Origin of the sequence: uncultured Porphyromonas sp., from assembly GCF_938023125.1 — a bacterium.
Taxonomy (GTDB): domain Bacteria; phylum Bacteroidota; class Bacteroidia; order Bacteroidales; family Porphyromonadaceae; genus Porphyromonas.
In genome coordinates this window covers 1-23,421 of record NZ_CALHDW010000003.1, presented here as the reverse complement: position 1 = coordinate 23,421, position 23,421 = coordinate 1, and the positions used below count along the sequence as shown (strand labels likewise).

Annotated in this window: 14 protein-coding genes and 1 tRNA gene; 9 read left to right on the top strand and 6 right to left on the bottom strand. The window is 48.7% G+C overall.

From position 1 onward, the window contains the following. Positions 1–533: 533 nt before the first annotated feature. The 5 genes from Q0090_RS00875 to Q0090_RS00855 form a co-directional block, all read right to left on the bottom strand. Positions 534–1,826 carry a DUF5715 family protein gene (locus Q0090_RS00875; protein WP_297946555.1) on the bottom strand — a complete coding sequence of 431 codons (1,293 nt, stop codon included), beginning with the start codon at positions 1,824–1,826 and terminating at the stop codon, positions 534–536. A 36-nt stretch (positions 1,827–1,862) separates the two neighbouring features. Further along, positions 1,863–3,611 (bottom strand): phospho-sugar mutase, encoded by a 1,749-nt coding sequence (locus Q0090_RS00870; RefSeq protein WP_297946553.1) that lies wholly within the window; start codon positions 3,609–3,611, stop codon positions 1,863–1,865. A gap of 145 nt (positions 3,612–3,756) precedes the next feature. Further along, positions 3,757–3,829, bottom strand: a tRNA-Thr gene (locus Q0090_RS00865). Between the two features lie 90 nt (positions 3,830–3,919). Continuing rightward, on the bottom strand, positions 3,920–4,375 hold the full coding sequence (locus Q0090_RS00860) for a hypothetical protein (protein ID WP_297946552.1): 456 nt from the start codon (positions 4,373–4,375) through the stop codon (positions 3,920–3,922). 42 nt (positions 4,376–4,417) lie between these two features. Further along, positions 4,418–7,039, bottom strand: coding sequence for a valine--tRNA ligase (locus tag Q0090_RS00855; protein ID WP_297946550.1), 2,622 nt, complete (start codon positions 7,037–7,039; stop codon positions 4,418–4,420). Between the two features lie 128 nt (positions 7,040–7,167). On the opposite strand from Q0090_RS00855, the gene Q0090_RS00850 reads away from it, so the two are divergent. Together Q0090_RS00850 and Q0090_RS00845 are read left to right on the top strand one after the other, a co-directional pair. Next, positions 7,168–9,294 carry an HDIG domain-containing metalloprotein gene (locus Q0090_RS00850; protein ID WP_297946548.1) on the top strand — a complete coding sequence of 709 codons (2,127 nt, stop codon included), beginning with the start codon at positions 7,168–7,170 and terminating at the stop codon, positions 9,292–9,294. Then, positions 9,291–9,830, top strand: coding sequence for a shikimate kinase (locus tag Q0090_RS00845; RefSeq protein WP_297946546.1), 540 nt, complete (start codon positions 9,291–9,293; stop codon positions 9,828–9,830). The genes Q0090_RS00850 and Q0090_RS00845 overlap by 4 nt, the downstream gene beginning before the upstream one ends. A gap of 87 nt (positions 9,831–9,917) precedes the next feature. On the opposite strand, the gene Q0090_RS00840 is transcribed toward Q0090_RS00845, so the two are convergent. Next, the gene (locus Q0090_RS00840; RefSeq protein WP_297946543.1) at positions 9,918–12,596 is read right to left on the bottom strand and encodes a thiol protease/hemagglutinin PrtT; all 2,679 of its coding nucleotides are present in this window, start codon (positions 12,594–12,596) and stop codon (positions 9,918–9,920) included. A 252-nt stretch (positions 12,597–12,848) separates the two neighbouring features. Here Q0090_RS00840 and Q0090_RS00835 point away from each other — a divergent pair, with 252 nt between their 5' ends. The 7 genes from Q0090_RS00835 (at position 12,849) to Q0090_RS00805 (ending at position 22,958) form a co-directional block, all read left to right on the top strand. Beyond that, positions 12,849–14,072 (top strand): hypothetical protein, encoded by a 1,224-nt coding sequence (locus Q0090_RS00835; RefSeq protein WP_297946540.1) that lies wholly within the window; start codon positions 12,849–12,851, stop codon positions 14,070–14,072. A gap of 57 nt (positions 14,073–14,129) precedes the next feature. Then, positions 14,130–14,810 (top strand): HmuY family protein, encoded by a 681-nt coding sequence (locus Q0090_RS00830; RefSeq protein ID WP_297946537.1) that lies wholly within the window; start codon positions 14,130–14,132, stop codon positions 14,808–14,810. A 42-nt stretch (positions 14,811–14,852) separates the two neighbouring features. Beyond that, positions 14,853–16,862 carry a TonB-dependent receptor gene (locus tag Q0090_RS00825; RefSeq protein ID WP_297946534.1) on the top strand — a complete coding sequence of 670 codons (2,010 nt, stop codon included), beginning with the start codon at positions 14,853–14,855 and terminating at the stop codon, positions 16,860–16,862. 72 nt (positions 16,863–16,934) lie between these two features. Beyond that, positions 16,935–21,260: a cobaltochelatase subunit CobN gene (locus Q0090_RS00820; protein WP_297946531.1), complete on the top strand. Its 4,326-nt coding sequence runs from the start codon at positions 16,935–16,937 to the stop codon at positions 21,258–21,260. Further along, positions 21,253–22,029, top strand: coding sequence for a hypothetical protein (locus Q0090_RS00815; protein WP_297946528.1), 777 nt, complete (start codon positions 21,253–21,255; stop codon positions 22,027–22,029). Before Q0090_RS00820 ends, Q0090_RS00815 begins: the two co-directional genes overlap by 8 nt. Positions 22,030–22,033: 4 nt before the next feature. After that, a complete protein-coding gene (locus Q0090_RS00810; protein ID WP_004334552.1) occupies positions 22,034–22,618 on the top strand; it encodes a MotA/TolQ/ExbB proton channel family protein in 585 nt (194 codons plus the stop codon). Positions 22,619–22,625: 7 nt separating this feature from the next. Further along, complete coding sequence (locus Q0090_RS00805) at positions 22,626–22,958, top strand: DUF2149 domain-containing protein (RefSeq protein WP_297946523.1); 333 nt, start codon at positions 22,626–22,628, stop codon at positions 22,956–22,958. Positions 22,959–23,421: the final 463 nt, after the last annotated feature.

Here is a 23,421-nt window from a genome sequence, read left to right as displayed (position 1 = left end):
TATTCGGATAGATTGTTTTTTTATCTGTGTAATGTCCTTGTCTTAACTATAATGCTGGAGGCGTTCTTTGTTGGTATTGCCACCCTTTTACAAAAATAGTGCTTTTTTCTTGGGAAATTTCTCGTAAACGAGAGGTGTCGGTAGGATATGTTTTATGCTGTACAGGCAGAGTTTCTCCAAGTAATAAGGTTAGTAGCTGAGGGAGGGGTGTAGAAAAGGAAAAAAAGTCTTGGCTGGAAAGTGAGTGGGTTGCTACCTGGAAAATTTTTTTATTTCACCCAGAAAGGGAGTGCACTTCTGCCTGAGATTCTTTTTATTTCTAGGCAGCAATCCGGAGCGAAATTACGTAGCAAATAAAAGCTCATTAGCTTTCGCAGAAAAGCTAATGAGCTTTTGTCCGATTCCTAATGAGCTTTTTGAGGAAAGCTAATGAGCTTTCTGATGAGAGCTAATGAGTAATTTGGGAAAAGCAACGTACCTCTCTTAAGAGAGGGGCTGGGACCCCGATGTGAAGGAGGGGAGGAAGAGAGGCTTTAACGCACAGACGTAGAGGGCTCTTGGGGCTTGCTCTCTTGGGGGCTACTTCCCGATTGGAGTAGGGTTTCATAAGCATCCTGAGCAAAATCCTTTAGAGAGGGTCTCCGACAATCTACGGTGATGTGGAAACAGGCCTGCTTCCGCTCATATTTGACGAGGCAACGACCTGCTGCACGGTACTGATAGAGTAGGGAGGCGAGGGCTCGCTTTAGTTCTTCTGTTTTGTCTTCGGAGCCATCTTCTTTCGTTGAGCTCCCCTCCGGTAGCATGATGTTGGAGCCCTCTTTGAGTGCTTCGGCTTGCTTCGAGATGGGATCGAATCGCTTCCAACTAATATCAATAGTGGTGCCGTAGCAGTGCGAACTCTCCTTGGCTGCATTCACATTTTTTCCGCCAAGTTCGTCACGTTGCGCCAAGGTACGAGTTACACTTGTAATGATGAACTTGTAGGGGGGTAGGTGGTGCGCCTTGAGCGTCTCGGCAAAGTCGGCTCCGAGGTCGTCGAGTAGGTCTTTAGCTTCGGGCACAAGGTAGGGGATGGAGTGCTCAAGCGAGTCTACTTTGTAGCGGTCGCATGTGAAAATTTCCACCATAGCATCCAGTGCCTTCGCACGAGAGGCAGAGTCTGCGATAGGTACAATGCCAAAGCGTTGAGCCGCCTCTATATGCACGGGATTTTCGTCGTTAAAGGTCTTGCCATAGTCGAGATTGAAGGTAGCCGCATAGTCTATATTCGTAGTGTTTACGTGGATCTGCTCGGGGATCACTCGGCTACGTTTCTTGCCTATGCCAGCTCCGATAAGCACAATGATAAGGAGGATGCCAGCCCAAGCCGACAAGCGATAGATCCACTCTTTGTAGGGGGAGAGTGGGGCGAAAAAGTCCCTAAAGAAGGTTTTTGTTGAGGAGAGGAAGGGGATGTTGATCTTTTGAGTGAAGGCAAAGAGGGGGGCTGTTTTTTTGCCCAACCACCTCATTGCCTTGATGAAAGCGCCCTCTAGTACGAGGTAATAATGCCACAATAGACTCCCCGTTTTCTTGAGGGCAACACCCCACCTGAGGAGTGTTGCACGTATCTTTTCGGATTGACTCGGTCTTGCGGAGCCGCCTCCTGTGCCATCGCTCCCCATGGCGTTGGGGGAGATTTCGTCCACGGACGTCTTTTGCGAACGGGCCTTACAAAGTTTTTTCAGTGTAAGCCTCAGCCATTCGGATACGAGGGAAAAGAGATCTTCTAACTTACGGATGATACGAGAGACAACGGGAGGTAGCATCGGCATAGGAGTCATAATCAGAGATAAATATATAGGGAGAGGTCGTGTGGATTAGATACCAAGCTGCTCAAAGAGTTGGGCTATACGCTTATTGGCGCGTTGCTCCGCCATAGGTAGATCTTCGGGCGAAGCTACCGTCTCGCGAATGCCTACATAGTACTTGATCTTAGGCTCTGTACCCGAGGGGCGAATAGAGAGTTTAGATCCATCTTCGGCTATGTATTGCAATACATTGCTGGTGGCAGGCATCACGAGGGGAGTAACCTTGCCGGTGGCAACATCGCGTCGCTCGAGGGTGGAATAGTCGAGAACCTCCACTACGGGGCTACCTGCTATGTCGCTCAGGGGATGCTCACGATAATTCACCATCATGGCTAGGATCTCTTCGGCACCGGTCTTACCCTTGCGGATGATGTAGTGACCTTTGTCGGCAAAGTAGCCGTAGGTTGTATATACTTTGGCTAGGAGATCGTCGATGCTTAACCCCTTGTCGAGAGCCCAAGCCGTCATTTCTGCAAAAATAGCGCAAGCCGAGACGGAGCTTTTGTCGCGGATGAAGTCTTCCCAGAGGTAGCCGTAGCTCTCTTCGCCTCCGCCTATGTAGCGAGCCTTACCTTCGTTTTCTCGTATTACGTTGGCAATCCATTTGAACCCCGTGTAGCAGTCGTGGAGTGTAACCCCTTCTTGCTTGGCGATGAACTTGATAAGGTCGGTTGTAACGATGGTTTTGATAACATAGTCGTCACTACGGAGGTCGCCAAGTTCTTTGCGGCGGATGATGGAGTAGTAGGTCAGCAGCATGCAGATCTGATTGCCGTTGATGAGATGCATCTCGCCATTCTTCCCTCTAACGGCTACGCCAATGCGGTCTCCGTCGGGGTCTGAGGCGAGTACAAGATCGGCTTTGGTGGCTTCGGCTCGTGCCATGGCCAAGGTAAGCGCTGCAGGCTCCTCGGGGTTGGGAGATTCTACTGTGGGGAAGTCTCCACTAATTACGTCTTGCTCCTCTACGTGTATGATGTTGTCGAACCCAAAAGCTTCCAAGGCACGTGGTACCATGTAGCGCCCTGTACCATGGATAGGAGTGTACACAATGGGCATATCGTGGTGGCGTGCAATGGACTCGGGCGAGAGTGACAAACCCTTTACAGCTTCGATGAAATCACGATCCACCTCTTCGCCAATGGGGATGATAAGCTCGGGGCGAGCGGTCTCTTTCACCTCAGCCATAGAGCGGATACGAGCTACCTCGTCGATGGTGTTGACATCGTGAGGAGCAATCATTTGCGCGCCGTCGCTCCAGTAGGCTTTGTAGCCATTGTAGATTTTGGGGTTATGCGAAGCCGTTATCATTACGCCGCTTTGGCAACCCAAGTGTCGGATGGCAAAAGAGATTTCCGGGGTGGGTCTGAGCGATTCGAATAGGTACACTTTGATGTCGTTTGCCGAGAAGACGGCTGCCGTTATCTCCGAGAAGTAACGACTATTATTGCGGCAATCGTAGCCAATAACCACGGAGATCTGATCGAGATCTGCAAAAGCCTTGTGGAGGTAGTTGGCAAGCCCCTGCGTTGCCATAGCCACGGTATAGCGGTTCATGCGGTTGGTACCGGCTCCCATAATACCACGGAGCCCGCCCGTCCCAAACTCAAGATCCTTATAAAAGGCATCGATGAGAGCAGCAGGGTCTGCCTCGTCGAGCATTGCTTTTACCTCGTTGCGGGTTGCTTCGTCATATTCTGGAGAGAGCCACTTTTGGGCTTTTTCTGTTACTTGTGAGATTAATTCTTTATTGTCCATAGCTGTCTGATTTACGAACTATTGAGTCTTACTTTTCCACAAAGATAGTCAATGTAAATGGTGTTTCGGAGCAAAAAAAGAAGAAACCTAAGCCCTCTTGAGGTGGGAGCCTAGGTTTCTTTATAACAACAACAACTTACAACAGAGCCGAAAGCCGGACTCGAACCGGCGACCTACTCATTACGAATGAGTTGCTCTACCAACTGAGCTATTTCGGCAACAGAGCGTGGGTGTACACTCTCTCTTTCCGCACAACGGAGGAAATAGAACCCCTCCGAAGAATGCGGTGCAAAGGTAGTAATTAAATCTTATTCGTCAAGCAAAGTCCGGAAGAACTCGTCCAAATCTTCGTCGAGATGCTCTAGTAGAGGGGTGTCTAGTAGCGTCTGATCGTCGTGTACAAAGAGGAGCTCTTCGTCATTATCTTCCTTACTGTTAGCTAAGTAGACAATAGAAAGTGGCTCTCCAAAAGAGTCGTCGAAGAGATTTTCGTCATAGAGTTGCTCTACAATACTTCGGAGTATTTTTTTTAGTTCTCGAGTATTGTTTTCGACGCCTAGTGCCTCCTTTTCTCCACCTTGTGCATAGTCGAATAGGATCTCTTCTGCCAAGATATTATCGTCTTCGTCACTGATCGTAAAACGCCCCTCAGTGTAGTCAACAGCTACAAAGAGATCGTAATAGATCTTGTTTCGCTTGTGGCAAGAGGCCAAAGCTTGACGGAAGGTTTTCTCTAAGATGAGTGCCGTGTTCTCTAGGGTCATAATCTCTTTTTTTGTCTAAAGTACTTATGATAAACGATCTTATTACTCAAGATCTTTTAGTTGCTTCTCGAGAGTGGCAATACGAGCGAGTGCATCGGCCTCTTTCTTGTGCTCCAAGTCTACTACCGCTTGTGGAGCACCGGCTACAAATCGTTCGTTGGAGAGCTTTTTGCGTACCCCCATCAAGAATCCTTGTTGATGCTTGAGATCAGCCTCTAGTTTCTCCCTTAGCGCTCCTTTGTCTATGTAGCTGTCGATAGGGATAGCATACGACACGGTACCTACGATAAAGGTGGCAGAAGAGCCACCCTCCGTAGAGGAGGCTAGAGGGGTGCAGGTGGCGCCTGCAAGTTTGGAGATGAGGCAGTCTGCCATAGCCGAGTGGCCCTCTCCACATTGCAGGGTGAGAGACTCGGTACGTGCTATGTTGTGCGTAGTACGGACGTTGCGCACTTGAGTGATCACCTCACGGGCAGCAGCCACCGTGGCTAGTAGCTCTTTGTTGGGCTCTGCTAGCTTGGGCATGCGGGTGTACATAATGGTTTCGCCCGCCTTACGTGGCGCCATGTCTTGCCAGAGTTCCTCTGTAATAAAGGGCATAAAGGGATGTAAGGTTTGCAAAAGCACCTCTAGATAGTGGTTTGTAGCTGCAAGGGTTTGCGCATCCATGGGAGCCCCAAAGGGAGGTTTGATAGCCTCTAGGTAGAAGGCCGAGAAGTCATCACGATAGAGTTTGTAAGCCACCGTCATAGCTTCGCTGATGCGGTACTTGCTCATAAGATCGTCAATCTCGAGCAGTGCTTCTGCCAAACGTTGCTCGAACCACTCCACTGCCAATAGGTTGGCCTCACTAGGCTTTGCTGAGGCATCGGCCTGCCAGTTGGAGATAAGTCTGTAGCTATTCCAAATCTTATTGCAGAAGTTGCGCCCCTGCTCCAGTAGGCTCTCATCGTAGAGAAGGTCATTACCGGCCGAGGTGGCCATCATCATGCCCACGCGCACGCCGTCTGCACCATACTTCTCGATAAGGTCGAGCGGATCGGGTGAGTTCCCCAAGGTCTTAGACATCTTGCGCCCTTGAGCATCACGCACAATACCCGTAAGGTATACATCGCGGAAGGGGCGTTGACCACGATAGCGATAGCCTGCAATGATCATTCTTGCCACCCAGAAGAAAAGAATATCCGGGCCGGTGACGAGGACCGCTGTGGGGTAATAGTAGTTGAGATCTTTGTTGTTTTTGTCGTCAATATCGCCAAAGACCGTGATGGGCCAGAGCCAAGACGAGAACCAAGTGTCTAGGCAATCTTCCTCTTCACGAAGGTCTTCCAACCTGAGTGAGGGGCAGCCTGTTTCTTTTTTCGCTTTCTCCAGCGCTTCTTCGCGAGTAGGTGCTACTACAAATCCACCTTGGGGAAGGTAGTAGGCAGGGATGCGGTGCCCCCACCAGAGCTGGCGGCTAATGCACCAGTCTTTTACATTCTCCATCCAATGGCGGTAGGTGTTCTTAAATTTGGCAGGGATCAGTCGTACCTCGTCTTTTTCTACCGCTTCGAGAGCCGGGCGGGCAAGCTCTTCCATTTTTAGGAACCACTGCATCGAGAGCTTGGGCTCGATGGGTACTTGTGTGCGTTCGCTGCATCCTACCTTATTGGTGTAGTCTTCTTCTTTGATCATTAGCCCTGCCGCTTGTAGGTCTTGGGCTATCTTGCAACGTACATCGAAGCGATCCATCCCGGCATAAGCTCCCCCCTTTTCGTTGAGGGTGCCGTTGTCGTTGAATATATCAATGGTCTCTAGGCAATGCTTTTGCCCCAGATTGTAGTCGTTGATATCGTGCGCAGGAGTTACTTTGAGGCAGCCCGTACCGAACTCGCGATCTACATATTCATCGGCAATAATAGGTATGGCACGGCCCACGAGAGGGATAATGGCATGTTTGCCAATGTATTGTTGATAGCGAGGATCCTCAGGGTGTACGCACACAGCCGTATCGCCCATTATGGTTTCGGGGCGTGTGGTGGCGATGGTCAGGAAGTCGTCGCTTCCCTCGATATTGTAACGTAGATAGTAGAGCTTGCTGTGCTCTTCTCGGTAGATCACCTCTTCGTCTGAGAGGGCGGTTTGCGCCTTAGGGTCCCAGTTGACAATACGTACCCCACGGTAAATAAGTCCACTCTCGAAGAGGTCGCAGAATACCTTAATAACGGATCGAGAGCGCTCTTCGTCTAGCGTGAAAGCGGTGCGATCCCAGTCGCAGGATGCCCCCAGTCTTTTGAGCTGCTCAAGTATAATGCCTCCATGCTCGTGGGTCCAGTCCCAAGCATGTTTGAGGAAGGTCTCTCTCGTAAGGGAGCGTTTGTCTATACCTTGCTCGGCAAGACGTGCCACCACCTTTGCCTCAGTGGCAATAGAGGCATGGTCTGTACCCGGTACCCAACATGCGTTGTAACCAAGCAAGCGAGCACGGCGTACGAGTACGTCTTGTATGGTATTATTGAGCATGTGTCCCATGTGAAGTACCCCCGTAACATTGGGGGGCGGGATTACCACGGTATAGGGTTCTCTCTCATCGGGCGTAGAGGCAAAATGCTTCTGCTCTAGCCAATATTGATACCATTTACTCTCGATCTCGGAGGGGTTATATACAGTCTCGTTATTCATTTTACTATATCGTCAGAGTCAGGAAAAGAGGCAAAACAACTGCCTATTTGACCACAAAGGTAGGAAAAACCCCTATCTTTGTGACCTATTCCTCCCTATGTTATAGGGCAAGTTTTGATTAGAAGATTATGAAGATAACGATACCTAAGCATACCAATCTCCGTACACAGTCGCTATTTGTGTTGCTGGCGGTTGCTTTTGTGGTGCTCTTATTCTCGCCACGCGACCATAAGTTTATGTATAATTTCGAACGTGGGCAGGTGTGGCAATACGAGCTCCTTATTGCTCCGTACGACATTACCATACTCAAACCTCAGGAGCGGTTGCAGGCCGAGCGAGACAGTGTTGCACGCAATATCCTTCCCTACTGCCGAATGGATAAATCCGTGGCAAAGGAGAAGATCTTGCTTTGGAATCACGATTATACCACTCGATGGAAAAAAGAACTCTCGCCTGAGGTTGAGGTGTTTGTGCGCAATTATTTGGAGGAGACCTACGACCACGGAATTATAGATGATGCCCTATATGAAAAACTTCTCCAAGCCAAACAGAATGAGGATGAGGAGGGTCCCATAAATGAAGTCAATCTATTGTACGACCAAAATGAGAGTCGTAAGCATCCCACCACACTCTTCTTGACTGTAAAAGAGGCCTACCAGCAAGCTATCGACCGCTGTGTAGAGGCCGGATACAACCCCGATATCCTCAGGAAAATCAATCTGGAGAATTATCTGAGAGCCAACGTTTCTGAAGATGTGGCAACTCGCAATAATGTGATCCGTGAGGAGCAGAAGAAAATCTCCAACTCTACGGGTATTGTAGTGGCAGGCAGGCGTATCATAGACAAGGGGGACATTATAGACGATGCCACCTACAATGTGCTGGCAAGTTATAAGAAAATGTATGAGGAGCGGTCGGGTAACGATCGTACCTATATAGGCCGTATAGGGGGGCTTTTGCTCATTGTGGTTGTACTGCTTCTGGGGCTTTGGCTCTACTGGATTATCTTCCGACCGGCGATCTTCCGCGAACTCAAAAATACCGTGTTTATTGCCGCCAGCATCCTCTTCTTTGTCCTACTTACGGAGCTGACGGTCACGCTATTCCAGTTCGATGTCTACATTATTCCCTACCTAATACTTCCGCTCTTGGTGCGTATCTTCTTCGACTCGCGCACGGCCTATTTCTCCCATACAATTACCATTCTGCTATCGGCTCTTTTTGTTGCCCTGCCCCTTGAGTTTATCATTCTTGAGATGGTGGCGGGTATGGTTGCGATCTTTAGTTTGAGTAATCTCACCTCCCGTTCGCAGCTTATACGTACTACGTTCCTTGCCTTTTTGAGTTACTCCATTCTCTCTGTTGCTCTCTCTCTTATGCGCAATGGTGCTCTAGAGAATGCGGATGCCCTGCATACGTTGAGCTTTGGTATTAACATGATTTTCTTGATGTTTACCTATGTATTGGTGTATCCCATGGAGAAGCTCTTTGGATATATTAGCAATATCAGTTTGGTAGAGCTGAGCGACATAAACCGACCCCTATTGCGGCAACTCTCGGAGCACGCCCCGGGTACTTTCCAGCACTCTATGCAGGTCTCTATCTTGGCAACGGATGCTGCACAGAGTATCAATGCCGATGTGCAACTTACTCGTACGGGAGCTCTCTACCACGATATTGGTAAGATGCTTAATGCCCCCTTCTTCACAGAAAACAATCAAGGTGGGCGCAACCCCCACGAAGACCTATCGTACAAAGAGAGTGCTGCCATCATTATAAAGCATGTAACCGAGGGCGTGGCTCTCGCTCAGAAGCACAACCTGCCCCCGCAGGTAATTGATTTCATTCGCACCCATCACGGCAAAGGCTATACCAAGTACTTCTATACGATGTACTGCAATGAGCATCCCGGAGAAATTGTAGACTTGGCCCCCTTCTCCTATCCCGGCCCTAACCCCTTTAGTAGGGAGACCGGTATCTTGATGCTTGCCGACGCTGTGGAGGCAAGTAGTCGTAGCCTCAAAGAGTACACCGTAGAGTCTATCACCTCGTTGGTAGAGCGTATCGTGGATGGTATTGTGTCGGAGAAACTTCTGGATAACACCCCGCTCACCTTGCGTGAGATCACTACCATCAAAGAGACGTTTGTGAATAAACTGCTCACGATGAATCACTCAAGAATCGCATATCCTAAGCTCAATAGGGAAGAAGCCCCGGCTGCTCCCCAAAACGAGGAAAAGAAGGAAGAGAAATGATAACCCGGGATACACCTATCTTTTTGGTCGGCTACATGGGGTCGGGTAAGAGCACCATAGGACGGAGGCTCGCAGACCGGATGCAAAGACAATTCATCGATACCGATATTTTTATTGAACAGAGATTCCACGAGAGTGTAGCCAATATGTTTGCCTCGGTGGGCGAAGAGGTCTTTCGTAGACGCGAGACGGTGGTGATAGAAGAGCTATCAGGATTCCCCAATGCCGTAATTGCAACGGGAGGCGGTCTCCCTTGTCATCATGGGAATATGGAGCTCATGAATCAATGCGGAGTTACGGTTTTCTTGCAAGTTTCTTTGGATGTTTTGGCTCAGCGCATTGAGCTATGTAAGAGGACGCGCCCCACGGTCCGTCATCTCTCGGGAGCGGCTCTCGAGGAGCATATCCGGCAGGCTATGGAGGTGCGGCTTCCCATTTACCAGCAAGCGCAATACTCCATCCCTTGCGATGATATTTGCACCCCTAAGGACGAAATCAGGGTGGCTGAGGAGATCGTTTCACTCCTCGCTCACTAGTCTTCACAGACTAAATAAAAAGGGTAGGCAGCCATCTCTCGAGAGGCTATCTACCCTTTCTCTTTTTAGGTTCAAGGGGGAGGAGAATTATCGAACGAGTAGGGTGGTCATCAGCATTTCTCCATTACTAGTTGCGCAACGTACGATATATTCGCCGGCCGTTAGCTGATGGGTCGGGATCTGGAAGCTTTGAGCTCCATCCACGTTGTACGAGACGATATGTGTACCATCGATGGCTTCTATTGAGATTTGAGCCATGGGTTGGATGGTGCGGAGGGTCGTTTCGGTAGTTGCAGGGTTGGGATAGAGCATAATCTCTTGGGGAATAACTTCGATTCCGCCTTCGTTAGAGTTTTTGAGAACAAAGTGCACGGGCACTTTTATGGTACCAAAAATCTTCTGTCCGAAGTCTGATAATCCAAATTGATCCGACACAACGGTGAGGATGCGTAGTAGCCCATCCTTGCCCGCAAGGAAGCTGAATTCTTGTCCCAACGAGAACATTGGAACAAAATATTTCTTCTCTCCCTTTCCAATTTTTCCGGAGAGGGAATTGATAGAGACGGCCAGCACCTCCACATTCTCGTCCTGGTCGTTGTACGTTGTGGTTAGGAGAGCTCTAATAGAAGCCTTCGATCCCGTCGGATCGTAGAGAGAGCCTTCGTTTCGTATTTCAAACTTGCAAGGGCGTACGTTGTTGTCGGTACATACAATTTGTATGGGCCCCTCGGTGACGAGTTCGCAGACCAAAGTGGCGTCTGTATAGGAGCCGGGAAGTTTTACGAGGCAATCCTTGGCAATGCGTCGAGCTGCGGAGCTAGCCAAGCGATTATTGTAGAATCCAAAGTCGCCACCGGGTTCATCGGGATTGAGACGAGGGATACGGAGATACAAATTTGCTTTGCTCTCTTTGGGGAGAATAGGACGGAATCCGGAGAAGGTGATCTCAGCATCGCCTTCGGCAGGTACTGCTATCATCTGTATCCCGGCCGAGTAGCGATAGTCCGGGGTGCCCTCTTCGCTATCGAAGGTCTCGCTGTCTACACAGAAGAGCTGTGCGGGAAGGTACATCTCGCGTTTGCTTGAGTTGTGTACTGTAAAGGTGACTTCGCTCTTTTCGTAGCTGTAGAGTTTGTCTGTCTTTACACTCTTGGGGTCTACCGAGATCCAATCAATGGGGACGTCGTATTCTATCTTGTTTACTTTATGCCCTGCGATGGAGATAAGTGCAATGGAGGGCTCGTCGTAAAGGAAATGTAAGGGCTTATAGTCATTCCCATCAAGGGCATATTCTAGTTCTAGGGTGTAGGTGCCATCGGCGAGATCCTTGACTTCGAGAGTATCTCTACTGATATAGGGAATGTATAACGATAGATCTCCGGCATCGGGATGCCCTACTTTTACTCTCGATTTGTTACTATCGAACATCGAAAAGCGTAGGGAGCAGTGCATCAGGGTTTGAGCACTCTGCATATAGATGGCAGCCATGGTTATTTTTTCGCCTCCCGAGTTGGGGAGGATTTTGGCACGAAGGGAGACCGCGGGAGTACTGAGAGGTGCCTTTTCTCCGTATTGTCCATCTCGGCAAGGGGCCGCCCCCACCACAATGGATTGAGCGTAATCGTAGAATCCCATACCGGCTCCCGTCCCTAAGGCGCCGGGCTGCAATGCTGTAAGTCGGTAGTAGGCATTGGCCTTGCCGCTCCACCCCCAATTGAAGTGGAATAGCCCCTTATCATCATAGCCATCGCACACGAAACAGTGCCCGCCTTCCCCCTGACCGAAGAAGATAACCGGGCGCTCATTGTCGAGCTCTGTGCGGATTGTTTTTTCCCATTTTTCTTGATCTACTTCTCCACGATAGAGTAGATGCGTCTCTCCACTATACTTGAAAAAGTCTCGGAGGGCACCTACTATATAGGTATCCAACGCACCACTACTGCGAGAGGAGTAGGTCATATCTACAGCATGCCCGGCATCGCGTAGCAAAAGTCCATACGCCTTTGCTACTACCTCTTTGTTCTCGATCGTATTGGGGTCGTAGGTCCCAGGCATGTTTGCCCAGTCGTAGCGGGTGTTAAATGTTACAGAACGAGTAATATGAGGAGTGTACATAGAGTCGATGTAAGTGTGGCTACCGGTACCTACATCGGGCCACTTATGGAATCGTAGCACTTGGGCCAAGGCGGTAGCTACACACCCCGTAGCGCACCTACGGTTGGTAACGGGGTCGATGGGGCACTCGCTATTGAATGGATACCCTTGATCCCACCGGATTTGCTCTTTTTCTAGGAGGGGGGCTACCTGCTGCTGAGGCAGGTCCCTAGTACTCTTGGGGCTTGTGCTGTAAAACATCTCGGATTGATAGAAATCCTCTATTTCCCTATCAATATGCCCAAGCCAGTAGAGAGCTTCGCGGGGGGCAGACTCCATAGAGAAGTGCCCTTCGTATGAGTAGGCAAGGATTTGCTCTAGACGATCGTCTCCGGAGACAATCACAAAGCCTTCATTTTCTCCTCTGTTGTATATATAGTAGTAGGTAGGAGTAACCATCTCAGAGGTGCGGAGGTGGGTTTGCTTCGCTTGAGGCTTTTGAGGACGATGGGTATAAGACAGGGTGAGCGATGGCTCCGAAGAGCGCAGGGAGCTGCCACGGAAGAACTCTTGAGCAATACGTAACGAAACCTCCGGAGAGATCGGCATTGCCAACATGCTGCCTAGGCATAAAAAGGAGCCTAGAGCCAGAAGAAAAAATCTTTTAAGCATCTTACGGGATTGTGATTTACTTGTTTGTTGTATTGTTTTATTATGAGACTATTGTCTCTAACCGGCTGCAAAGCTAGAAAGAATTGCTCTTAAAGAATCCGATAAATGAAAGGAAATCTTTTGTTTGTACCAAGAAATAATCAGAAATATAGTAAAAATACCCATACTTTGGTATTGTAGATGGGCTCTTAGTGTGGTTACCTTTGCAGCCGGTTATGATGATAACTACACAAACAAATAGATCCATTTATTATGAATGCCAGCAAATTATTTTTATCTCTCCTCCTAGGTGCTAGTAGTATCGCAGGGGCATGGGCGCAGCATGCCGTGAAGCGTGAGTACTTCTGCGACCCTGCAAAGTATCAGTATCGCTTGAAGTCTTACAAACATTATGGTCAGCTCTTTACCTACAATTACGATGAAAAGGGATATGTAAAATCCCTCGAAGTCACTAATGACGATGGCTCTCTAGAGTCGCGCACTCTATTCTATTACGACGAAAAGGGATACTTTGTTCGGCTCGACGATTATGGTCGTCCTAGGATCGCTACAGGGGAGTTTGATATTGTAAGTAGGCGAAACGACTACACTCGTAATGAACTGGGTCAGGTTGTTACTTTCTCTATATATCAGCTCTTGGGAGAGAACCAAGACGATGAAACGCTCACCAAAACGATGGAAGGTAAGTTTACCTACAACGAAAAGGGACTAGAGAGAGATGCCATCTTTACGGCAGGGATAGAGGGAACTGCTAATTGGGCCCCATTCCGCAAGTGTAAGGTTGTATATGACGCACAAGATCGCATCATAAAACTCGACCAAGTAGCTTATCCCGAAGAGGGAGAGAAGCTAATGGATGAAGTTTTTGAATATAACGACCGTGGACAAATTACGAAACTCGGTTACAACTCCTACACTGGAAACAGAAATGGAGAGCTTATTTTCAAATACGACAATCAGGGAAATTTGCTAGAAAGTGGTGACCCCGACTTCCCCGTTACCTATACCTATGAGAATAAGAGTCTGAAGTGTGAAAAGGTATTTTTCCCTATCCCTCCCATTGCTAGAAGTCTCTACTATGAGTTTCGCAATAACCTCATATTCTCGCTCGGATTCCCCTTCTTTTATACCCTCCCCACCACAGCTCCTACCAAAGAGGTCATGAAGATGGCGGGAGATGATAGTGAAGATGAAGACGAAGATGAGGGTATGTTTGTCTACGAAACTGTCCCGATGAGCAACGTCTTGATCCCTATTGTAGAGAACAATCTTAAGCCTACGATCGCCGGAGAATGCCTCTCGGTCGTACTCCCTAGCGACCTTGTAGGTCAGGCCTATTACCTCTGCAATGCAGAAGGCGTGCTACTACAGGGGGGCATCATCTCTTCTGAGGATCTTGCCCTTGAAGTAAGTGATCTCCCTCATGGAACTTACTTACTAAAGGTGGGAAGTCAGATTGCCAAAATCCTCCTTTAAGAGGAATTGTAAAGAATTTTCAACACAATAATAATCGCAAAACAAAACTACAGAAGTATGAAAACTAAATTTTTCTTGGCACTTATAGCTACTGGCTTGGCTTTTGGGATTGTATCATGCCGCCCGAACCAAACTCCTAAACCCGGTCCTACCCCAACTCCTAATCCTCCTGCACAAGAAGAGGTAAAGGGATTGAAAGGCTATGTTGATGCTTCTAAGTATGAGAATTGGGTATACTATTCCCTCAAGGACAATAAAGAGGTAGAAGTGAGTGACTACAAGAATAGTGACGCTTGGGATATCGCTTTCCATCGCTTTGACATTCGTCTCAATTGTGGCGAAAGTGGCAAGGGGAAGGGTGCTGCTGTCTTCTCCGGCGTAACTGAGATGGAAAAGGCAACCAAGGTACCTACCGAAGGTTGGGTTACTGATGCCATAGGTACCATAACCATTAAGTTTAATATGGGAGGCGGCTCTCACGATACTAATCACGAGCAAACAGGTTACAATCATTTGATTACAGGAAAGAAGACCGATCGTGGTGATATGTCTGGTGGTTGGCTTGATTACGACCTCGGCAACATGCCTCCCAGCGTTCGTTTGTCGGGCAAAGTTTTCTTTGTAAAGTGTGCCGATGGCAAGATCGCTCGCATTCAGTTTACCGATTGTAAAGACAAAACGGGACGCAAGAATGGTTTCATCTCTTTCACTTACGACTACAATGTGAGTGCAAAGTAACCTCCATTCCCCCCTCCCTTTAACTATTTGTATAATAAGACTATGAATTATTGTACCCTAAAGCAGGCTGTAAAAGGCCTGCTTTTTGCGTGTTTATTCTCAAGTTTTAGCTCTGTAGCTATTGCTCAACAGCCCTACAAAAAAAATAAAGCAGGGCAAGAGACACAACAAACTCACGCAAGCCAACTCGATAGTATTGCGAAAGAGAATACCCTAGACAATGTTGTGTGTACGGGTAGTCGTACTGTCCGGCTGATGAAGAATGAGCCCATCCCTGTACGCCTTATCAAGGCAAAAGAAATAGAAATGCTTGCACCACAAAACTTTCGGGATCTATTGCAGTATGTACTTCCCGGGGTCGAGTTTACAAAGCATGGCTCACAAGATCGCATCAATATGCAGGGATTCGATTCCAGTTCCTTGCTATTCCTCATTGATGGGGAGCTAATTACGGCAGGTACGGGGAGTGACATCGATTTCAATCGTATCAATCCGGACGATATAGAGCGCATAGAGGTCTTGCGAGGGGCATCGTCGGCTCTCTACGGATCCAACGCTATTGGAGGTGTAATCAATATTATAACTCGCCAAGCCAAAGAGCCTCTGCGTGTGGGGGTATCGAGTACGATAGATAGTAGGCGAGACCTCAAAGAGAACCTTTCTATTGGGCTTAAACAAGGAATCTTCACAAGCCAAACCGGGGTACAATTTACAAAAGATAATGCCTATACGGTACGTGATGAGCAGAGTAGTCGAGAGGTCGAAATCACGGGCAATAGAGCCTGGAATATCTCCGAGAAGCTCACGATTACGCCATCCGAGAGACTACAATTCTCCCTTACGGGGCGTGCCAACCTACGTCGTCAGTTCTGGGAAAAACATATCAATTACCTCTATCACTCCTACGATGGTATAGCAGGTGTACGCTGGCAGATCAGCGAAAAGCAGGGGCTTGACCTATCGTATCACTACAACAATTATGCTAGAGACTCTATTTTCCCTCTAGCTCCAACGGAGCCCAAGGCATCCGTATTTCGTCAGCAGATGCACCATGCTCGTGCGCAATACAACTACGATATTGATAAGCTACAGCACATCAATCTCGGGGGAGAGTACCTATTTGATGAGGTCGCTTCGGATCGCCTCCGTACGCTAAACAATGGCAAACCCAAACATATCCAGAGCGGAGTAATCTACGGTCAGGGTATCTTCTCGGTCCTTGATAACGTTACTTTGAGCTATGGTGGTAGGCTCGACCTCCATTCCGGTTTTGGAGCACATTATACTTCTCGCATCTCTGCCATGTACAAACCCACCGAAGAATTGGCCTTCCGCTTAACCGATGCGCAGGGGTATCGTGCCCCCTCCATGCAAGAGCTTTACATGTTTTTCGACCATATGGGCATGTTTATGATCTATGGCAACGAGGCGCTGAAGCCTGAGGAGAGCCATATGGTTTCATTCTCTACCGAGTATAAAGCCAAAGAGACAAGCCTAATGCTCAATGCTTTTTTCAATAAAGTAGACAACCGCATACAGACTGTGGCAAGGATCCATGATGGGAAAAGCGAACTATTCTACGACAATATTAGTGGTACAAGCCGCATCTTTGGTGTTGAGTTCCAAGGGCAGCAAGCCCTACCCTGGGGGTTTAGTGTGCGTGGCTCTTACTCCTATACGCATGACTGGCATAAGGTAAAAGACAAAGCAGGTAATGAGGGACTGCGTACGGCCACCCACCCACACTCTGCCTTGCTAGCACTAGATTACGGGAAGTACTTCAGCAATAACTATTCCCTCAATGCCTTCTTTATGATGCGTTGGATGTCTGGTTTTACCTCGTCGGAGTATGACAACAAATCATTGCTTACACCGCAACGCACACCCGGTTATGCCACAGCTCGTATTGGTATAGAGCAAAGATTCTATAAGCATTTCCATCTCAATTTGGGTATCGACAACCTTTTTAATTATCGTGTTAAGGTTATAAATACCAATGTTTTGCCCACGCCCGGGAGAGTCTACTCGGCAACCCTTCGTCTCGAATTCTGATGTATCTCTTCCCACTTAATCCCTAGAAGGCATCCTCAAAACACCTACTTCTCGTAAAAGAAATAAACTCCTATGAAACTATCGAAACGAACAAAAACGCTACTCTTTGCAGCCCTTGCTCTCGTGGCGGTTGCTGTACTTTGGGGGATATTCCGCCCCAAACCCATCAAGATAGCTCTGGTAAACTTCCCTCAATTTATGGTGGCTCGTGCCATCTCTTCTGCCGACGAAAAGAATGCAACCGTCAAGGTAGAAGATGACCTCTCCCAGCTCGGGAAATACGATTTTGTGCTCGCTTTTGGGATGGGGCTTAAGTGGATGCCTGAAGATCGAGAGCTGGTACAAAAACTCATCGAAGAGAAGAAGTGCCATGTGCAAGTATTCATGGCGACAAGCCCCGATAACGAGATATCCTCCCTCACAGAGGAGCAATCGTCTCTCGTAGTCTCCTATTTCAGCAACGGGGGGGCTAAGAATTATAGATCGGGATTCAACTATATCCGTCAGGAGATATTGGGTAAGTCACTCCGAGAGGGGAGCATAGAAAAACCCGTTAGTTTTGGAGAAAATGTATTCTACGGAAAGACGGACGATGACCTCTTCTCTTCCCTCAAAGAGTACGATGCCTATTATAAAAGCAACGGCTACAAAGAGGGAGCTCCTAAGGTTGCCATGCTCATTAGTTTCGCCTCTCCCACCAACTCCAACCGAGAGCATATAGATGAAATAGTAGCCTCTTTGGAGGAGAGTGGGCTCAACGTGTACCCCTTTTCTGCCGGGGGAGATCGCCTAAAAATAATCCAAGAGATTAACCCGGATCTCCTAATTTATATGCCCCATGGCAAAATGCTATCGGGCAATACAGACCCTGCTATCAGCTACCTCCAGCAGCAAAATATACCCATTATAGCCCCTCTTACCATTGTTGCCGAGAGGGAAGATTGGCTTGCCGATAAACAAGGCATGGTGGGAGGTTTCCTCTCGCAAAGCGTCTCCACTCCCGAGATTGACGGGGCTATGATACCCTATGCTCTTGTGGCTTTGGAGCTCGATAGCAAGAGTGGTTTGCAATACTTCCATGCTATCCCGGATCGCCTAGAGACCTTTACCCGACTGGTCAATAACTATATATCGCTCAAGCGCAAACCTAATAGTGAGAAGCGTGTAGCCATCTACTATTTCAAAGGGCCCGGGCAGAATAGTCTTGTTGCTCAGGGGATAGAGGTGCTTCCCTCGCTCTATAACGTGTTGCTAGAGCTACGCAACCAAGGGTACAAGGTCACGGGTCTGCCCTCTACAGAGACCGAATTTGAGAAAATGGTGATGACCCAAGGCGCGCTCTTCAATAGCTATGCAGAGGGAGCTCTTGCGGACTTTATTGCTAAGGGATACCCCCAATTCGTCTCTACGGATAGCCTCCAAAGCTGGATGAATGCCGTACTTACTCCCAACCAAAGAGAGGCACTTGCCAAAAAGTATGGAGCAGCTCCCGGAGAGTACTACACCATGCGAAAAGGCGACAAAGAGGGTATTGCCGTTACGGCCGTGCCCTTTGGTAATGTGGTGCTTCTCCCTCAGCCGGGTCAAGGAGTCGGCGATAATGACTTCAAGGCAGTGCATGGTGCTAATCCTCTTCCTCCCTATCCCTATGTGGCTTCCTACCTTTGGGTGCAAAAGGGATTCCGTGCCGATGCTATTATGCACTTTGGTACGCATGGTAGTCTTGAGTTTATCAACGGCAAGCAAATTGCCCTCTCGCAAGAGGATTGGACAGACCGCATGATCAACGATCTCCCCCATATATATTACTATACAATTGCCAACATTGGGGAGGCGATGATAGCGAAGCGCAGAAGCTATGGAGAGACGGTTTCGTATCTCGCACCTCCTTTTATTGAGACAAGACTTCGGGGCGATGTGGCCGATCTGCTAAAACTAACGGATCAATACTTAGCAAGCGAAACAGATAACCAAGAGCTATCTCTTCGTATCAAAAACCTTGCGATCAAAAAGGGATTCCACAGAGATCTTCATTTAGATTCCATTCGTACAAAACCCTACAGTAGGGAAGAAATAGAGAGCCTATCCGACTTTGCCGAGGAGCTGGCCGTAAGCAAAATACCGGGAGGAATGTACCGTACGGGTATTCCCTTCTCTCGTGAGAAGATCCATAGCTCCGTGCTACACATTGCTACCGATCCTATTGCCTATGCCCTTGCTGCTCTCGACCGCCACAGAGGCAAGTACACCCAAAAGCAGCAAGATAATGAGCGATTCTTTACCCAGCATTACCGAGAACCTGCCGAGCGCGTAGTGCGTCAAGCTCTAGCCGCGCATCAAGTAAATACGGAGGCTGTGCTCACCTCTTTGGGTGTTACGGCCGAGGAGCGTCGCCTTGCCGAGCAACTTATTGCCAAAACAGAAGCCAACAATGCCGCTATGATGGGCTCTATGGGAGCTATGAAAGGCGGTGGTATGGGCATGCCAATGGGGGCAATGAGTGGTAAGAAACCTGCCTCCATGGGAGCGAAAGAAAAGGACAAGAAAGGTGGTCACCCGGGCGGTATGCCTCAAGGGATGGATAAGAAGGGTGGTCACCCGGGTGGTATGCCTCAAGGAATGGACAAGAAGGGGAGCGGCAAGATGCCCCCTGCTATGATGGAGGCAATGAAGGCAATGCAGCAAGAGGCTCTATCGCCCGACGAAAAAGCATTTGTTGCCAGCATGCAACAGCTCCGTCATTCCATCAATGCTATTGTGGGCTACTACGATAAGCTCATGCAAAGCCCCCAAAGAGAGCTATCCTCTATTGTGAATGCTCTCAATGGCGGTTACCTTGCGCCCTCCCCGGGTGGTGACTATATTGCCAACCCCGAGACGCTCCCCACAGGACGCAATCTCTACTCCATCAATGCCGAGACTACGCCTACGAAGGCGGCATGGGATAAGGGAAAGAAGCTGGCAGAAGACCTCCTTGCCGACTATAAAAAGCGTCACAACGGAGAGCTACCGCAAAAGGTTAGCTTCTCTCTCTGGAGTAGTAGCTTTATCGAGAGTGAAGGGGCTACAATAGCAGAAATCATCTATCTACTCGGGTGTGAACCTGTGCGAGATATGATGGGGCGTGTACAGGATATTAGGCTTATCCCCATGGAGCAACTCAACCGCAAACGCATAGACGTAGTGGTACAAACCTCGGGTCAGTTGCGCGATCTTGCCGCCTCTCGTCTCTACTTGATCCAGAAGGCGGTAGACCTAGCTGCCAAGGAGACCGGAGAGAAGGACAACGAGGTAGCCAAGGGGGCGGTTGATGCCGAAAAGGTACTGCTTGAGAAGGGTCTTTCGCCCAACGAGGCTCGCTCCCTGAGTACGCAGCGTGTATTTGGCGGTGTCAATGGCAATTATGGCACAGGGATACAAGAGATGGTAGAGAGTGGCGACCGATGGGAAAAGGAGTCGGAGATTGCCGATGTATACCTCAATAACATGGGAGCCATATACGGTAGCAGTGAACAATGGGGTGACTTTGAGGCCGGATTGTTTGAGGCGGCTCTGCAAAATGTAGACGCCGTGGTACAACCGCGCCAAAGCAACTCTTGGGGGCCGTTAAGCCTCGACCATATCTACGAATTTATGGGAGGTCTGACCCTTACCGTGCGCCAAGTAACAGGGAAAGACCCCGATGGCTACTTCAACGACTTGCGCAACCATCACCGCACTCGTGTACAGGAGATGAAGCAAGCCATAGGCGTAGAGGCACGTACTACCATACTCAATCCTACCTACATCAAAGAGGTAACCAAGGAGGGGCAAGGGGCTGCATCTGCTCTAGCCGAGACCATCCGCAATACCTATGGGTGGAACGTAATGAAGCCCTCTGCCATAGACAAGGAGCTCTGGGATGATATATACAATACCTATATCAAGGATGATAAGGACTTGGGGATCCGAGACTTTTTCGAGCAGAACAACCCTGCTGCCCTCCAGGAGATCACGGCGGTGATGATGGAGACCATCCGCAAGGGAATGTGGAATGCCTCGCCCGAACAGCGAAAGGCAATTGCCGAGCTACATGCCGAGGAGATAGAAAAGTTTGGAGCCGGGTGTAGTGGATTTGTTTGCGATAATGCAAAACTGAGAGATTTCATTGCCAAGGAAATTCCTGCCGAACAGCAACAAAGCTACCAAAAAGCCATTCAGAAGGTGCGCAATCTCTCGAGCGAGCAAAGTAAAGATGCGCAACTTCTCAAGAAGGAGGAACTAAATGCCGATGATACATCAGCCATAGAACGCCCCTCTCAGCTCTTCTTGTTTGTGGCCATTGGGGTAGTGGTGGTGCTCATTATCATCTTTGTTATCTATCGTAAACGCAAGTTGCGTCAGCAGAGTAATGAGTGAAATACTATTGATTGTTGCTCTTCTTGCCATCCTCAAATGGATGATAGAGGAGGGGATACACTCGAAGGTAGCTTCTCTCTTAGCGAAAAGGGAGGGCTCGCCTTCGGGGGCATCTAAGAGGGGGAACTACCTAGGGCTTATCGTACGAGGAGGGCACGCCTTGCTGTATGTGGCGTTCCTGGCTGTGGTGCATTCTATTACGATGAATAGTAAACTCCACGCTCTAGAGGAATTGCTCTACACGCCACAGGCTCTGCAAGATATGTCCCTTTTGGTAATGGTAGACCTTCTCTATGTGGTCTATCTCTGCGTACACCGTAGTACCTACTCGCGGAAGTGGTGGCGTACGCTCTCTCGTAGCTTCGCCCCCATTATGATGTTCCCTACACTTTTCTACGTACGTCTACGATTGTTTTACGTCCTACCGGGGGCTTCTTTCCTTGGGGTAACTCTTGCGCTGATGGCCGTAGTGGCCTTGCTGACCCTTGCTGCTCCCTACCTATTGCGAGCCATAGGGATGGGCGACGAACTACTGAGAGAACTTGCTATTTTGCTCTCCCTTCTGCTTTTCTTCGTGGTGGTGGCTGCCGGAGTATTGCATCCCGATAGTGCCGTGCGAGGAACCGGAGCCGACGTGGATTGGCTGATGGTTGTTTATCTCATTCTCTTTGTCTTGAGTATGGGAGTCGTCGGCTATCTCTTCTCACATTGGGTTATTCCCTATATCCAACTTAAACTGAAAAAACGCACAACTAATAACTCTAAATAAAAGTATGCACTATCTATCCAACGCTATGTTTTGGGTTTCCAATGGTCTATTGGTACCCGTAGTAGTAGCTCTGCTCTATCTGTTTATCCGTTCGCTGCTGATGCTGGGGACTTTGTTTGGTACGTGGCAAACGCACCGCAGACGCCAAGATGCCTACTCAAAGGTGATCAGCAAAGAGAGCCAATTTGATGTAACGGCTCTGCAATCCGTTCTTGCAAAGCAACGAAAGGGCCCCTTCGACCTCCTCCTTGGTACGTTGCTTACGAGTGATCGTGCGCGTCGGGATCTTCTTATCGGGGAGTATGACCTAGCCGTGGAGCACCGCCTCGGGGCTGCCAAGATACTCACGAAGTTCGGGCCTATCCTCGGGCTTATGGGTACACTTATCCCTATGGGACCTGCTTTGGTTGGGCTTTCTTCCGGAGACATTGCCAGCATGGCGTACAATATGCAGGTGGCTTTTGCCACTACCGTGATAGGGATGTTTACCTCTGCTGTGGGCTACATTGCGCTACATATTTTGCGCAGTTATCACCACCACGACCTTATTTGGTTGGATTATGTAAACGAGAAGCTCGACAACGAATAATCGGATCATGAAGAAGCGCAGACGTTTTGAGGAGGAAGAGGCAGATCCCTCTTCTCTCGTATCCAATCTATTCGACGTGGCCATGGTCTTTGCCTTGGCTCTCATGGTGGCTCTTGTGACCAAGTTCAATATGACGGAAGTCTTCAGCAAAGAGGACTACACCATCGTAAAGAACCCCGGGAAAGAGAATATGGAGATCATCATGAAGAAGGGGGAAAAGATTGAGAAGTACACGCCAAGTAACGACACCGCCAATCCGAAGGATGGCAACAAAGGGAAGCGTGTAGGCGTGGCTTACCAGCTAGAGAACGGCGAGATTATCTACATCCCCGAAGAGTAGCGCCCCCCCTCCTCGCTCCGAAGAGCATAACGCAAAAGGGCTGACTTCATCGTGTGTGTGTGGAGTCAGCCCTTACTTTATTCCCTCTTGAGTACCTTTTACCGGAAAGGGAAAGCGGAAAATTCTCTCGCTAGTTTTCATTTCTTTCTTGGGCAATTTTGAGGTCGAATACCGGCTAATTTCTTTTTATTTTTCAGGCAATAAGGGAGAGAGATTCTGCCTAAGAAATTTTTCTTTTTTAGCCACAGACTCTAGAAATCTTTGGACTGTAAAAAATCAGCCCCTTGCTGAAAGAGAACGCGACAATCCGCTCGTAACTAGTTCTCCCTTAAAAAGCATTGCTAAGCGAGAGGCCATGGATGGATGACTTCTCGCTTATCAAGACTTTTTAAGGGACGACTAAGTAGTTATTCTCCAAGTAGTCTATCAACAGTAGAGATACGCATCTGTTTTATTGCATAAC